Origin of the sequence: Limnospira sp. PMC 289.06 (assembly GCF_032350395.1) — a bacterium.
GTDB lineage: Bacteria > Cyanobacteriota > Cyanobacteriia > Cyanobacteriales > Microcoleaceae > Limnospira > Limnospira platensis.
On sequence record NZ_JARPLC010000053.1, the window covers coordinates 7292 to 22250 of the forward strand.

At 43.0% G+C, this 14959-nt stretch carries 12 protein-coding genes; 5 read left to right on the top strand and 7 right to left on the bottom strand.

The annotated features are described in order from the left end of the window. Positions 1-158: 158 nt before the first annotated feature. The 4 genes from P5674_RS12695 to P5674_RS12710 all read right to left on the bottom strand — a co-directional run bounded on the left by P5674_RS12695 (position 159) and on the right by P5674_RS12710 (position 5096). The gene (locus P5674_RS12695) at positions 159-455 is read right to left on the bottom strand and encodes an ABC transporter substrate-binding protein (protein WP_006618107.1); all 297 of its coding nucleotides are present in this window, start codon (positions 453-455) and stop codon (positions 159-161) included. Positions 456-514: 59 nt separating this feature from the next. Then, positions 515-2944: an ATP-dependent helicase gene (locus P5674_RS12700; RefSeq protein ID WP_006618106.1), complete on the bottom strand. Its 2430-nt coding sequence runs from the start codon at positions 2942-2944 to the stop codon at positions 515-517. 85 nt (positions 2945-3029) lie between these two features. Then, a complete protein-coding gene (locus P5674_RS12705) occupies positions 3030-3581 on the bottom strand; it encodes a hypothetical protein (protein WP_006618105.1) in 552 nt (183 codons plus the stop codon). 66 nt (positions 3582-3647) lie between these two features. Continuing rightward, entirely contained in the window at positions 3648-5096 is a 1449-nt protein-coding gene (locus P5674_RS12710; RefSeq protein ID WP_006618104.1) for a TIGR03985 family CRISPR-associated protein, read from the bottom strand. A gap of 85 nt (positions 5097-5181) precedes the next feature. On the opposite strand from P5674_RS12710, the gene crn3 reads away from it, so the two are divergent. Next, complete coding sequence (gene crn3, locus P5674_RS12715; RefSeq protein WP_014276695.1) at positions 5182-6111, top strand: CRISPR-associated ring nuclease Crn3/Csx3; 930 nt, start codon at positions 5182-5184, stop codon at positions 6109-6111. Positions 6112-6294: 183 nt separating this feature from the next. Next, positions 6295-7224, top strand: coding sequence for an RluA family pseudouridine synthase (locus tag P5674_RS12720; RefSeq protein WP_006618102.1), 930 nt, complete (start codon positions 6295-6297; stop codon positions 7222-7224). On the opposite strand, the gene P5674_RS12725 is transcribed toward P5674_RS12720, so the two are convergent. From P5674_RS12725 to alaS, 3 genes are all read right to left on the bottom strand, one after another. Further along, complete coding sequence (locus P5674_RS12725; protein WP_006618101.1) at positions 7217-7900, bottom strand: hypothetical protein; 684 nt, start codon at positions 7898-7900, stop codon at positions 7217-7219. The two genes, P5674_RS12720 and P5674_RS12725, sit on opposite strands and share 8 nt — an antisense overlap. Further along, on the bottom strand, positions 7900-9036 hold the full coding sequence (locus P5674_RS12730; protein ID WP_006618100.1) for an AAA family ATPase: 1137 nt from the start codon (positions 9034-9036) through the stop codon (positions 7900-7902). The genes P5674_RS12725 and P5674_RS12730 overlap by 1 nt, the downstream gene beginning before the upstream one ends. A 133-nt stretch (positions 9037-9169) precedes the next feature. Beyond that, entirely contained in the window at positions 9170-11800 is a 2631-nt protein-coding gene (gene alaS, locus P5674_RS12735; protein ID WP_006618099.1) for an alanine--tRNA ligase, read from the bottom strand. Between the two features lie 40 nt (positions 11801-11840). Between alaS and P5674_RS12740 the strand changes: the two genes are divergently transcribed. The 3 genes from P5674_RS12740 (at position 11841) to P5674_RS12750 (ending at position 14847) form a co-directional block, all read left to right on the top strand. Beyond that, complete coding sequence (locus P5674_RS12740) at positions 11841-13349, top strand: DUF3370 domain-containing protein (protein WP_006618098.1); 1509 nt, start codon at positions 11841-11843, stop codon at positions 13347-13349. A 191-nt stretch (positions 13350-13540) separates the two neighbouring features. Next, positions 13541-14317: a HoxN/HupN/NixA family nickel/cobalt transporter gene (locus P5674_RS12745; RefSeq protein ID WP_014276692.1), complete on the top strand. Its 777-nt coding sequence runs from the start codon at positions 13541-13543 to the stop codon at positions 14315-14317. Between the two features lie 53 nt (positions 14318-14370). Further along, positions 14371-14847, top strand: coding sequence for a hypothetical protein (locus tag P5674_RS12750; RefSeq protein WP_006618096.1), 477 nt, complete (start codon positions 14371-14373; stop codon positions 14845-14847). Positions 14848-14959 lie beyond the last annotated feature (112 nt).

Consider the following 14959-nt stretch of genomic DNA (forward strand, 5'->3'; position numbering starts at 1 on the left):
TGGGGCGGGTTTATTAATACGGTCGTGGGGATGGAGAATTGACAGCAGAACCCGCCCCTACCATTATTAATTATCCGCTGGGGCGGGTTTATTGATATGGTCGTGGGGATGGAGAATTGACAGCAGAACCCGCCCCTACCATTATTAATTATTAATTATTAATTGACTGGAATTTCAATGATAAATTCTGCTTTAACCTTGAGAAGAATGGGACGATTTAATATATCTCCCCGTTGTTCTACCACCAGTTGAATGGTACGGACTTGATCAATACCACCTGGAGCAGTTCCCCCACTCAGAGTTTGCAGAACCCCTATTTTGATAGGTTCTCCTCGGTTAATGGTAACACAAGCGATCGCATCTGTGCATTCAAAAGGTGGCTCCTGAGTACAACCATTCAGCCAGGTAGCGACGGAAAAGAAAAGTGACAGTAAAGGTAGGTTAAACTTCAACATAATGGGAAATAGTTGAGAGTTGACTCTTTAAAGTTGATGAATTACACGGGGATACCTAATTAATTATCTTCATTGTAGCTCCTGGATATGAAATTATGGGGAAATTCTGTTTTTAAGGCAGTTACAACCGGACATGGTGCTTGTTTTTGCTGATTTTCTGGTTTGCGCCAAGAATAGGGAGCCAGTTGGGCTGCGGACATCCATAACAGCCGTTTAGCTCTAGTCATGGCTACATAAAGTAAGCGATATTCCTCAGCATTTTTTAGATATTTCGCCTGTTCCCAGGCGGTAGTTATATCGGGTAATTGCTGGTAATTATGAAGGTAAGCGCGAATTTGGGCGCGGGCGACTTCCGGCAGGGTAAAATCTCCTAAAAATCGTTTTTGGGGATTAACTCGCAGGTTTCCGGGGATGTTTTTTTCATGTAAAAATGGCAGAAATACATAATCCCAGTCTAGTCCTTTGGCTTTGTGCATGGTGATAATTGTCACCTGACCGGGACGGGTAAAAATACTATCATCCGAATTTTCTTCGTCTGTTTCTATAGTGTCAAATTTTTCGGAACTAACGATTTCATCTAAAGTGGTTAACATCGCCGATAAGGTTTGATTTCCGGCGGTATGCTGAGAAATTCTAGTGGCGAGTTTATCGGCGCTGGCGAGTTCGCTTTTTTCGTATTGTAAGGCGAGGGCGAGAAATGAAATTAATTCATAAACGGGAAGTTCAAAACGGGCTTTAATTAGGCTACAGCAGAGTTGACGACAGCGGCTGACATTTTCTGATTGAGGAGGTGAGAGGGGGCCCGGATATAAAAATTGTTCCGGCTGTGCTGCTAGGATGTTAAAATCTTGGTTGGGAATACGATGGCGATCGCTTAATACTTTCAGAGCAGCCTTCAAATAATTAGGAGAATGGGGGCGGTGTATGAATTGCAGCAACTGCAACATTTCCCTAGGAATATGAGACTGACGAGCGCTTTCATAAGCGTCAAATATCGTAATCGGATAATCACTCAAGTTCACCTCTACCTCATATTCTTGAGGTTGGCGTAGCGCCTTAGCGATAAATTCCCCTTGGCGATTTTCTCGGACTAAAATTGCAAAACTTCCCTCTGGGTGCTGCTGAAAAATGGAGAAAATTCGTTTAAAAATGAGGTTAACAGTATCATAAATGCTTTCAGGCTGATATATTTCTACTCCTTGTCCGTGGGGTTCAGGGTTAGCATTTTTTTGGGGATCATCCGGGTCAACTGGGCGAATATCCTGTGCCCTAAACGGCAGTTCTGGAAACTCAGAAAATTTATCATTTACCCACTTTAATACAAAGTTAGCAGCCTTAATAATAATCTGATTACTACGTCCCGCCCTATCCATAGTCGCTAACCTTCCCAAGGCTTCGCAGTTTTCACAAAATTGGCGAAAATAAACCGGGTCGGCGGGGGTAAATGTTGAGTTAATCGCTTGATTTGAGTCTCCCACTCGCACTAAGTTTAAGTTAGCCAAATCGGAATTATTACCACTATCTTGGGCTAAAATTTCTATGAGTTGATTTTGCAGAGGGGTAGAGTCTTGGGCTTCGTCTTCAAATACCGCAAATACTCGCTGTTGCCAACTTTGACGGATCTGGGGATTTTCCAAGACCCGCAAAGCCCCTAAAATCATTTCGTCATAATCAATTAATTGCTGCTTTTGTAACAGTTCTTGATAGTTATCATATAAGCCAGCCGCTATATTCATAATTTGGTAATCGTCCGGGATTTTTTCCCCTAACCTTCGCAACTGGTCAGGAGTTAAGCCAGAACTTTTCGCTTCATGAATAACTTTCAAGGCTAACTCTGGTAAAACTTCAGTACGCAAAACCGATCGCCGCCGCCATCTTTCGGTTTCTTCTGAGTCAAATTGACATCCCTCGATTAGGGTTTCGTACAGGCGGGGATTATGGGTAATCCACTGTTCAACACAGGCGCGGATTAGGCGGTGGCTGGAGGTGGGGACGACTAGGGTGGCATTTTCTAGGTCTAAGCCTGACAATGCCGGGTGATTGGTCGCAATGTATAGCGCTAGTCCGTGCAGGGTATTCACCACGAAGCCGACCGGGGAAATGGAGAGATTGTTGAGGTGTTGGCGAATTTTGGCGCGGATATTACTGGCGGCGGCACGGGTGAAGGTGACAACGATTAATTGGCGTTGGGGGTTGAGTTGATGACGAGCGATCGCTAAAGCTGCCGCAGCAGCCATTCCCGTCGATTTTCCCGCACCAGGAACTGCAGAAACCGCCAACCGTCCCCCCTTCCATTTACCCATCGCATCTTGTCCGGGACGTAGGCTAGACTCTATGCTATCAAGGGCTTTTTGTCTTTCTCGCCTACTGGTTTCTGCTATCTCCGAGTCGGGGGTATGGCTTGAGTCCCACAGGTCTCCCCGGCTATCAGGGGACGGGTTTAATTGGTCTTCGGTATCTTTAGTCACAAACCGCGCCCAGTATATCATTTGATTTTCAGTTTAGCAGATTTTGGGATTTTTAGCAAGTGATTGGCTAAATTTTCCCGCCAAACTAACTAATTAATCGAGGTTTTTAATCCTGAATTAATTGCCTAATTTTGGGCATACTAGAAACTATACCTTCTCCTCGGTCATTAAATATCGGGTTATCATTGACTCCCCAAGTTCCTGTAGCTTCTAAGGAGTACAGGGTTCCTAACAAACGAGCGCCATTTTGGTCAATATTAGTATTTTCAGCCTGGGGATATACTGGCTTCCAAAGGTTGATAATATAACGACAATAGGCGGCGACTAAACGACAGGATACAGCATCATCAAGAAGCGATCGCACAAGGGCTGCGGGTCTCGGATAATCCTCTAATAATTCACTATAGACTAATTCCGCCGTTTTGGGTTTAAATTGAGCCACCCCAATAGACCAGTTAGCCCAATAAACTAACCGAGGTAAAATTCTGGCAATAATTTCCTCGATATCATCTTTAAAACCTCGCCGTTGTAATTCATCTAAAATAATCCCTCCCGCAATTTCGGGAGAAATCGCAAACTCAGCCGCTGCACTGTGAATATGATGGCGCAGTTTATGGATGATTAACTCTTGTTTAGAATAGCTAGAAATTGAGACCATAGCCTGATATTAGATAGGTAAATTTGATAATGTATGGCACATTTAATCAGCCTGTTAATTACTGAATTACTGAAGATAATGCAAACGTTCTGCTTCTACCTCCTCTAACATTTGTTGACGTAGGACAACTGGTGCAATTATTTCTCCCTTGGGTCGCCAGTCTCGCAGTCGCATAACTATGTTAATATCACCGACCCGCACCCATGCTTGATAGTAGGCATCATCAGGAGAACGTTGGCGCAAAATATTCTTGATCAGTTGTCTTTCTTCCCTATTATCAACCTGGGTATCAACGGATTTAAATAATTCCGAATAAGGCATTTTTTGGAAAGTTGAATGTCTCACAGTATCATCCACATAATTACTAGCAAAGTCTACAGGAAAGCGCACAATCAATAGAGCTTTAGGTAGATAAAAATTAAACCCCCAGGCTTGCTCTAGTTCTTCTTCAATCCATCCCGGATTAGGAAGTGTACCAGTTTGGTGCTGTTTCTGGAGAACTTGAGGAACTTCTGGATCATCCCAGGATAAAATCCTCAATTGGGGAGACAAAATGCGATCGAGTCGATAATTATGCCAAGTCATTGCACCCCAAGGATCAACTCCATAAGCACTCAGATACTTAGCGCGTCTAGCATAGTGTAAACACACAGGATACACTGTAACTAAAGCTGCCCTATTTTCCCGTGCTACCCAGGTTTTAAATTGAATTACGCCGCCATTATGATTATACCATAAAGATTCAATTTGTTGTTGGTAATCATCTACTTTTTCCTGGATTTCTGCGGACAGAATATAGTCAAAATGCAGAAAAATCCGACGATTTGGCTCTAGGAAAGAACCAGATGAGTTAGTCGGGGAGTCGGTAAATGCCTCCCATAAACTATTAATGGCAATGTCAATATCTGGCTGTACAAAAGCGACAGATTCTAATATATAGATAAGATGCGATTTTTGACTCGAAGATAGTTGTTCAAAGTAGCGGTTAGGGTGAGTTTGCATAGGTGGCTTGGGTAACTGTTGGGGAGGTAAAGAATAATAGCCTTGGCGGGTTCTATACTTTAACCATCCCTGGGATGCTAACAGGGTTAAATCGTCTCGTAATGAACGGTGAACTGTAGCAAAAGGACAGTAATCTAACTGAGTTTTAATTTCCGCCACAGATAAGCCTGTGCGTTGGGATGTTTCCGTTACCCATTCACTCAAACTTTGGGGTAAGTTACTATGGATTAATATGGTACTAAGTGACTGATGACATAAACATTTTGGGTCAGAACAATTTCCGGTTAATTCTTGGGCTGATAAAGTTTCGCCTTTGCTATGACTGAGAGAAAATAGGCGATCGCGTAATTGGCTATAACGAAATGGCTGAGATAGAGATTTAACCCAATTAAATTGTCCTCCGTAAAGGCGATCGAGTATTAACCACAGTCGGACTGATCTATGTAACCTGCTAGGAAACTGTCCCTGACTCAACCATTGCAAAATCGCCGGACTAGGTGGATAAGTAAACATACTAATTTGTTGTAGAAGTACCCTCTTCAATTGCCATGCCATAATACTCTACAATATTTGTAGCTGAATGTGTTGGTTAAAAAAAATGCCCCAGTCTGCTGAATCAGCGATTAAATTAACTTTAAGTAAATCCCGGTCTGTACAAGGGTTAAGTTATCAGATTCTGTCTATTGAATTGGTAACTAAAGACCGCCTAATTTCCCCGGAAGATTTGAGAGACCAGACTTTACCTCCCCACATTGACTATAAAGGTGGTATAGTTATCTCAGGGCGTGGTCCGATCTGGCTTTATGGCTATCTAATTCATGAACTACACCCGGCTGCTTGGGTGGCTTGCTACGATCCGCGTTTAGGTGCGGTGGTAGTTTCCACCCACTCCCGACAAACTCAGGTCGGACAGGTTTTATCTATCGATTTACAGGAAAATTTACCCCCGCGTTTGTGTCCAGCCATGATGATTGTAGGACCACCTGACAGCGGTAAATCTGTCCTCTCCCACGCACTATTCCGCACCCTATTAACTCAGTATTCTGACATATATTTACAGAGGGCTCACTGGGATGGTGAAGGTAATTGGATTTTGGAGTTGGGGGAGATGACAAAATCAAGCGATCGCGAAGCCTATAAACTGGCTTATAAGGGTGGGATAACTGATAAATTTTTCGAGCATCATAGTCAAGCTATTCTTAATCTACGTCGTCAAAAAACTTTAGTTTTGGTAGATGTAGGTGGTAAAGTGCAGCCGGAAAAAGTACCGCTATTAGAAGCCTGTACTCATTATTTAGTGATTAGTTCACAGCCAGAAGAAATTGCTCCTTGGCATGAGTTTTGTCGCGATCGCGGTAATCTAAAATGTCTAGCAGTGGTGCATAGTTCTTTGGAAATAGAGGAGGTAATCCATAAACGGGAACCTTGGCTAGAAATGACTTGGGGTGTACTGGAACAAGGGGGTATTTGCCAAATTCCTACAGTATTACTTGAACAGGTACAAACCCTCCTAAAACCACCGCAGTAAATTAATCGGAGGTTATCTCATCTGTAAAATTCTTGTGGTCACGGTGGGCGGTTGATACTAACCTCTGGTAACATCAATTAGCAGCCTGAATCCATATCGGGTAATCATCTAGTATATGGTTATGGGTTGACAAATTGATGATTTTGTGATAGATTTAACCTCATGTCTTGATCAGAGAGTTAATTGTTAAATTCAGGTTGGATTTATCGCGAACAAGTCGATCGCCTTAGCGCCGGATTAACTGTCTTGGATTACTATAGCAAGCGATATACCCATTCCAGTAGAAATGAATGGTGCGATCGCATTAATAACCAGCAGATTTGGTTAGATGGAAAGCCAGCGACAGCAGACATAGAACTTCAAGCCGGACAGCAACTCGCCTATCATCGACCTCCTTGGAATGAACCGGATGTTCCTTTATCTTTCCAGGTAATTTATGAGGATGCAGATATTTTAGTAGTTGCGAAACCGTCAGGACTTCCAGTGATACCTGGTGGGGGTTTTTTGGAACATACCCTACTGCGACAATTACAAAGGAAATATCCCCAGGATACACCGATACCAATTCATCGCTTAGGTAGGGGAACATCAGGACTCGTGTTGTTGGCGAGGTCTACCGTAGGGCGATCGTATTTAACCAAACAAATGCGCCAGCGACAAATTACTAAGGTTTATTTAGCCTTAGCTGAAGGTTGTAGTCCCAGGGATTATTTTAGTATTAATTGTGCGATCGGCAAAATTCCCCATCCCATTATCGGCTATATTTACGGCGCGACAGAAACCGGATTATCCGCCGAAAGTAACTGTCAAGTAATTCGGCGAGACAGCGATAAAATGATCGTACAAGTAACCATTCTCACAGGTAGACCCCATCAAATCCGCATTCACCTCGCCGCCGCCGGATTTCCCCTAGTGGGAGATCCTCTTTATACCATTGGCGGAAAGCCACGCATAACCGACCCAACCTCAAACCATCATAGCACATTTCCCGGAGATTGTGGATATTATTTACACGCTTATTCTCTCAGTTTCCAGCATCCTCAAACTGGCGCAAATCTCCATCTAACCGCTACCCCACCCCAGGAATTATCTACCGAATATCCACCTATGTAGATATTTGGGTTTTAATCATTTCACAAAAACTCAAGAAAGTTTGAAAACTTTTTAAATGCTGACCATTAAATGCTGTCCTTTTTTGCAATTCTTGTAAATAATGTTTCTCTCTAGCATCCCCAGGGTTTCTTTTAGTGTAGCATATATTTTTGGCTCGGAAAATTTCTTTTAAATATTCACCGTGAAACTCAGCATGATTTTTATTATTATAGCTACCCATAGCTTCCGGATCATCTTGAGAAACATCATAATAATTCACATAATCTAATAATGGAGATTCTAAAGGTTGTCGGGAATCAAAAATTTTGCGATTTCCCAATAACCAAGTCTCTATACAACGATTTTGCACAATAATTTTAATTTTAGTATTGCCTATATTTCGATCTTGGCTCTTTTTTTGAACATCATTTAATCTTGCATCCACAGTTTCTTCATCAGCATCCACACAAATCACTAAATAATCATAATTGTTGGTTTCCCGAATTTTGTCAATAGCGTTATCAAGACCATCATGCAAAATAGCCGGATAGCCTTCTCCACTTATCAGATAATAATTATTCTTTTGAACTTGGTCATGATATTTAACTCTAGTTAATTCAGGAACTAAATATGACAGCCATTTGGGATAAATTTTTTTTTCCGTGCTATTTCCCTCTACTAAGAAGTAAATATTCATTAATCTTCCTCATCTTCTTGTTCATCTTGCAGCACATTGATTAAATCAATAAAAGCCTTTTGTCTCGATTCTGTTATATGAAAATCTTTGGCACTTTTCACAGTCACTAAACCCCCTTTACGAGTGACTATTTTCCAATATGCAGGACTGATATTATTAATGATATAAGGGTGATGGCTGGTCAGAATAAATTGAGATTGTCTATCCGTTAAAATTAACTCCGTGACCCGATCAATGCAATTAACTCCTAAACTATTCTCAAATTCATCAATCAGAATCACGCCATCATTAGGAGACAAATATAATTCACTTATATACATCAACGTTTTAAACATTCCTGATGAAATATTATCAATCCATTTTTCGACTCCTTTTTCTTTGATACTAACAATCGTAGCCTCTTGTAATAATCGGGATAATGCCATAGGAATATCCTCATCTTTTAAAGTTTCGACTTGGATATCTTCGACATTATTAAAGATACTGATAAAAGTTTTTTTGATTTTGGCAAACTCTTCGGGCAGTATTCTATAAAGAATAGCCAATTTAATAAAAATAGGTAAATCACTTTCCTTTAGAAATGACAAAGACGCATTTTCATGCTTTTTAAAGACAGATACTGGCAATCTCCATATTTTATCAAAATCACGTTCTGAATCAGTAAATATAATTTTGTCTAGTTCTTCTTTAATTGGAATAATAATATCTTCTTCCTTTAATAATTCAATGACGCTCTCAAAAGGCGATAACTTAGGGGTTTTGACTCCCTGAAAAATTATCTGTTCTGGTGTTCTCTCCACAATGATATTTTCATTTAATTGTAGAGTTTCTTCAAGAATTCTAACCGATTCTTCTTTCTCAGAATCACTATCAATAGGGGTTAAATTTTCTTTGGTTTGAAATTTACCAGTCCACAGATATTGATGATTGTCTTTGGTGGAGAAACTAACACTCCAGCTAACGCCATTTAAAGACGCGCCATTGGCTATGGCTTTTAAACTATAGATAGATTTTAATATTCTTGTTTTTCCAGCGCCAGACACCCCCACCAGTAGGTTACAATTTTCTAATAAATCTATGGGTGCAAGTCTCCATTGATATTCTTCATCGTAATATTCTAGTTGATTGATTTTCATGGTTTGACTTTATCGGTAAATTATGGCAGCCAATTATAACACAAATTTAGGCACTTAATTAGTTATCTTGATTAATTTTTGTTGAACCTGTAGCCCTAAAAAAGGTGGGCATTTTACCCACCTGATTAAATAACTATTTCAATGCCTCAATTAACTGAGATTTTGCTGTTGATAAAGCCTCCGGTAATTTACTAGGGTCGCGTCCGCCAGCTTGGGCTAAATTCGGACGACCGCCACCGCCACCGCCGCATAATTTAGCGATCGCCCCTATAAACTTACCAGCCTGCAACTTCTTATCCTTAATTACCACCGGACTAAAAGCCGCCACCAGGCTAACCTTACCATCACTTACCGACCCCAAAACCACCGCACTTTCACCTAATTTCTGCTGTAAACGTTCCGCCGCCGTTTTCAGGGACTCTCCGTCAACTCCGGGAAGTTCCGCCACCAAAATTGGCAAATCTCCCACCCTTTCAGCAGTAGATAATAATTGGTCAGACTGTGCGATCGCCAACTCTGCTTTCACAGCTTCCAACTGTTTCTGAGTCGTTTTTAACTCCGCCTGTAAATTAGTGAATCTTTCTGGTAATTCCTCCGGTTTAGCTTTCAAGCGATCGCTCAATTCTTTAACCACCGTATCTCGGACATTCAAATAATCCAAAACCGACTGTCCGGCTACAGCTTCAATGCGCCGAATACCCGCCGCAATTCCCGTTTCCGAAACTATCTTAAATAATCCAATTTCCGCCGTATTAGTCACATGAGTTCCGCCGCACAACTCCATAGATACACCCGGGTAATCAACCACCCGCACCACCGCCGCATATTTTTCGCCAAACATAGCGATCGCCCCCTTATTTTTAGCCTCCTCTAAAGCCATTTGTGTCACCGTCGCCGGGTGTGCTTCCGCGATCCAACTATTCACCTGATTTTCCACTTGTTGTAACTCCTCAGTTGTCAAAGCACGAGGACAGTTAAAATCGAACCGTAGGCGGTCAAAAGCCACCAAAGAACCCGCCTGAGAAATACCAGGATCAACAATCAATTTGAGCGCCGCTTGCAATAAATGAGTAGCCGTATGATTAGCCTGCGCGCGACGACGACAAGCGCGGTCAATGCGTGCATTAACAGTAATTCCCGCAGTTAAAGTTCCCCTTTCCACCCTACCAAAGTGAATAAAAATATCCGAATCTTTTTTAACATCATCAACCCGGACAATCACATCAGAAGTAGTCAAATAACCGCGATCGCCAATTTGTCCCCCAGACTCCCCATAAAAAGGAGTTTGGTCAAGCACAATTTGCACCTCACTTCCCGCCACCGCTTCCGTCACCGATTTACCAGCAATTAAAACCGCTTCCACCGTCGCCTCAGAGTCCGGGAAATCATAGCCCAAAAATGCTGTCGGGTGTATCTGTTCCGCCAACTTATCCAAACTACCCTGAACAGTTAAATCAATAGTTTCATGGGCTGCTTGCGATCGCTTTCTTTGGGCAGACATTTCCGCCTCAAAACCCTCCACATCAACAGTCAAACCATTTTCCTCAGCTATTTCCTGAGTTAATTCTAGGGGGAAGCCATAGGTATCATAGAGAACAAAAGCATCCTGACCCGAAATTTGCTCGGGCTGTTTTTCCAACAATTCTGCCAGCAGTTTCTCTCCTCTTTCCAAAGTCTCCAAAAACCGCGATTCTTCCCGTTGCAATTCCCCCTTAATCACCCTTTCCCGTTCACGGGTATTCGGGTAAACATCTTGGGATAAACTAATCGCCGTTTCCGCCACTTGCGTAGTAAATTCCCCCCTGATACCAATCAAGCGCCCATGACGTACTACCCGCCGAATTAAGCGCCGCAGAATATAACCCCGCCCCACATTAGAAGCCGTTACCCCATCAGCAATCAGATGAACCACCGCCCGCAGATGGTCTCCAATCACCTTCAGAGAAACCTTAGTTTTATTATCACTTTTAGCGTAATCAATACCCGCCAGATCCGCCGCCGTTTTAATAATCGGGAAAATCAGATCAGTTTCGTAGTTGTTTGGCACACATTGCAGAATTTGCGCCATTCTTTCTAACCCCATACCCGTGTCAATATTCTGATTTTGTAAAGGGGTCAGGTTGCCATCAGCATCCCGGTTATATTGCATAAAAACCAGGTTGTAAAATTCAATAAATCGGCTATCATCTTCTAAGTCGATGTGGTCATCCCCTCTTTCTGGGTGGAAATCATAATAAATCTCCGAACAGGGGCCACAGGGTCCCGTCGGTCCAGATTTCCAAAAGTTATCTTCTTCACCCATACGTTGAATGCGGTGGGGAGGGATGCCAATTTGATCTCGCCAAATCGCAAACGCTTCGTCATCCTCCTTAAATACACTAACAATTAAACGTTCTGGCGGCAGTCCGAATACCTCCGTAGAAATTTCCCATCCCCAAGCGATCGCTTGTTCTTTAAAATAGTCTCCAAAGCTGAAATTACCCAACATCTCAAAAAAAGTATGATGGCGCGCCGTGCGTCCTACATTTTCAATATCATTGGTGCGGATACATTTCTGGGACGTAGTGGCGCGGTTAACTTCCCTGGGTCGCTGTCCTAGAAATATCGGTTTAAACTGTAGCATTCCCGCGATAGTGAGCAGGACCGTAGGATCTTCTGGGACCAAAGAAGCACTAGGCATAATTTTATGCTGACGTTCGGCGTAGAAATTGAGGAATTTCTGACGAATTTCGCTGCCGCTCAGGAATTGTGGTGAATAGGACATAATCAATTAACAATTTGGAACTCTAAAAATCTCAGGATAAATGAAGGATCGAGTTTTCAATCTCATCACCTCTATTTTCATTGTCGCACTCGCAGCTTTAGGCGGCGCTTTGGCGGGGATCTTGTTTCGGGTGTCCGTGGTAGTTCCGGTGAAAAGCCAGGTAACTACCCAATCATTAACCTGGAAGTCCCCTAAAAACCCCCTATTGGCTGCTCTGAACCCCCAAGGGGAACATTCAGTCGCCATTCAACCGGGGGAAGTGCGACCTCTCCCCGGCGCTTTGGACGATATCCCAATGTTTAATAGTAACAGCCCGGAGTGGGTGAAGCAGGAGGGAATTTTGCTATCCACATTTCCCCCTCATGGTAAGGCTGTCCCAGAAGCCCATCTTGATTATCCTCTGGGGGGTGAGTTTGAATTGTTCGCCCATCACTTCGTACATACGCCACCAGAGTCCAAAACCCTCTATATAGGTATTTTGGTCTACAACCCCCATAACGAGCCTGTGAGGGTGCATATTCCGGCGGTGGCGAGTTATTTGTTGGAACCTGATGCCCCTTTTCAGGAGAAACCGCCCATGGCTGATAATTCCCAGGGAAATGTCTATTCTGGGCCCGGTATTCGCGCCGTTGATGCCGTGATGCGGGGAACCCGACTAGCCGATTTTCCCTCTCAGTTAGAAATTCCCCCCGGCGAAATGCGGATGTTGTTAAATCATCCAATTCCGGTTAAAGGCTTGGAACGTCCGGTCAATGGGCGATCGACTTTTATGCGCCTCAATTGTACCACCAGTGGCACTGCTCCCACTCCTTCTCATGTATATGTGGCAAGTTTGGCAATGTATGCCAAGATGTCCCCTGATGGTAAGGAGCGATCGCCAGAATTAATAGAATGGCAAAATCTCCTCCATAATGGCGGTTTAGCACAGCCTCGCGATCGCTTACCCACTCCACCCGAACAAACCACTGGTCAGTTAGTTTATAGTCGAGTCGCTGGAGTACAAAAGGGTTCTAAATGGCAAGCCGATTTAGTTGATGAAGCCGCTAACTACCTAACTATTCCTGAACCCGGAAAAGCCATTTCTTATGTAATTAGTACCATCCGAAGCGGCACCTTGGGAACCCGTCAAATTCAAGCCGCCGAATTAGCCGTTCGCTATCCTGATACTGCTTATCAATCCCATGGTAATTATGGCGTTCATTATGATCTAACTACTCCCCTGTTTAATCCTACAGATACTCAACAGGTAGTCACCATTACTTTAGAAACTCCTCAAAAGGAAGAAAACCTATCCCAAGGCGGGTTGATGTTCCGACAACCTCCCTGGGATTTCCCCTATTTTCGCGGCACCGTCCGCCTACAATATCACGACGATCGCTCTGTGGAAAATACTAAATATCTGCATTTATGGCATCGTCGCGGACAAATTGTTGAACCCCTACTAACTCTCAAGCTGAAGCCACAAGAAACCCGTTTAGTTCGGCTAGATTTCCGCTATCCCCCAGATGCTACACCTCCCCAGGTGGTGACTATCAGAACCTTAAAATAGTCCCGTAAATCCCCGTTATTTAATCACCTGTAAATCCTCACTATTAGGGAAAATTAATCATGGTTATAAGCAATCACCAAAAACTCACCCTCAAACTTGACCCCAAATCCATCAACGACAGTTTATAATTTTTTACTGGTGTAATCTCAACACTAACCGTCAAATCAGACCTATAGCATATCACTGTTAACATGACAGCCAATCTAATTTTCGCCCATCTCAACCATAGCGCCGATCTGGTGAATCTGCTTACATCCGATCCGAATTTAACTACAATTGGGTTAGGCGTAGCCATTGCCTTTGGTCTGGGTGCAATTCATGCCTTATCCCCAGGACATGGTAAAACCCTAGTAAGTGCCTATTTAATCGGCAGCAAGGGAACCCCCCAACAAGCAATTTTACTAGGAGTCACCACCACAGCCACCCACACCCTCAGTGTTTTTGTCTTAGGTGCGATCGCCCTATTTGCTTCCCAATATATCTTACCAGAACAATTGTATCCCCTACTGAGTGGTTTTAGTGGATTCGCCATTTGTCTCATTGGCTTAGACCTACTCAGAAAAAGATTAAATTCCCACAGCCACAGCCACAGTCACAGCCACAGTCACAGCCACAGTCACAGCCACAGCCACAGTCACAGCCACAGTCACACCTCAAGTAGTGTATCATCCCTGATTAAATTAGGGATTGCTGGCGGGTTAGTTCCTTGCCCTACAGCACTTGTTCTGTTATTAAGTGCAGTAGCCCTACACCAGATCGTCTATGGATTATTTCTAGTGGGCGGCTTTAGTCTAGGGTTAGCATTAGTCCTGGTCGGTTTAGGCTTAGTAGCCGTTTATGCTGGTCAGTGGCTAGAAAAGTTCCCAGAAAATCAGATAATTTTGCAGAAGTTATCTATTGTAAGTGCCTTCCTTGTCGTTTTGATTGGCATTGGTTTAACATTTATCTCAGCCAACTCCTTCGCATAAAACGACCGATATCAGTAGTGCCAATTAGTCAATTTTAGTAGTCTGAAAATCCGATGAAATTTAAACAGTTTTTGGTAGCGATCGCCATTTTTATTAGTCTCCTAGGTTTTCCCGGAGATGCCTTAGCCCATAGCGTACTCACCAACTATCATCTACAAGGGGAAGCCCTAGAAATCGAGGCCGTATTCAGTACCGGAGAAGCCTTTTATAATGCCGATGTAGTCGTGCATCCTCCCGCCGACTCCAATTTACCCGAGACCAAAGGACTCACAGACGAAAACGGTTTATTTTTGTTTGAACCTGATTACTCAGTCATGGGTAGTTGGGCTGTAGAAATTGGCGAAGGTAGCCACTGGGATAAGTTGATGATTCCCATAAGCGATCGTATTATTGACTTAAATGCCATCAGCCAAATTCATTATCATTCCCCCCAACGCCATCACCATTTTGGCAATCAAATTATTGTCGCAGAAATTGCCCTTTGTTTCGGACTTTTCGGGCATTTTATGAAAAACAAAATCCGCTTTTAACCCCCAGCCAATCATACCGTAGGGTGCGTCAGACATCGAGAATTATCCTTAATACCTGATAATTGATTTCTGACGCACCACAGACCGAGAATTATTCTTAATACCGGATAAT

Excerpts from the sequence above, each read along its gene's own strand:
- P5674_RS12695 (WP_006618107.1), bottom strand. The coding sequence starts at position 455 with ATGTTGAAGTTTAACCTACCTTTACTGTCACTTTTCTTTTCCGTCGCT.
- P5674_RS12700 (WP_006618106.1), bottom strand. The coding sequence starts at position 2,944 with ATGATATACTGGGCGCGGTTTGTGACTAAAGATACCGAAGACCAATTA.
- P5674_RS12705 (WP_006618105.1), bottom strand. The coding sequence starts at position 3,581 with ATGGTCTCAATTTCTAGCTATTCTAAACAAGAGTTAATCATCCATAAA.
- P5674_RS12710 (WP_006618104.1), bottom strand. The coding sequence starts at position 5,096 with ATGTTTACTTATCCACCTAGTCCGGCGATTTTGCAATGGTTGAGTCAG.
- crn3 (WP_014276695.1), top strand. The coding sequence starts at position 5,182 with ATGCCCCAGTCTGCTGAATCAGCGATTAAATTAACTTTAAGTAAATCC.
- P5674_RS12725 (WP_006618101.1), bottom strand. The coding sequence starts at position 7,900 with ATGAATATTTACTTCTTAGTAGAGGGAAATAGCACGGAAAAAAAAATT.
- P5674_RS12730 (WP_006618100.1), bottom strand. The coding sequence starts at position 9,036 with ATGAAAATCAATCAACTAGAATATTACGATGAAGAATATCAATGGAGA.
- alaS (WP_006618099.1), bottom strand. The coding sequence starts at position 11,800 with ATGTCCTATTCACCACAATTCCTGAGCGGCAGCGAAATTCGTCAGAAA.
- P5674_RS12740 (WP_006618098.1), top strand. The coding sequence starts at position 11,841 with ATGAAGGATCGAGTTTTCAATCTCATCACCTCTATTTTCATTGTCGCA.
- P5674_RS12745 (WP_014276692.1), top strand. The coding sequence starts at position 13,541 with ATGACAGCCAATCTAATTTTCGCCCATCTCAACCATAGCGCCGATCTG.
- P5674_RS12750 (WP_006618096.1), top strand. The coding sequence starts at position 14,371 with ATGAAATTTAAACAGTTTTTGGTAGCGATCGCCATTTTTATTAGTCTC.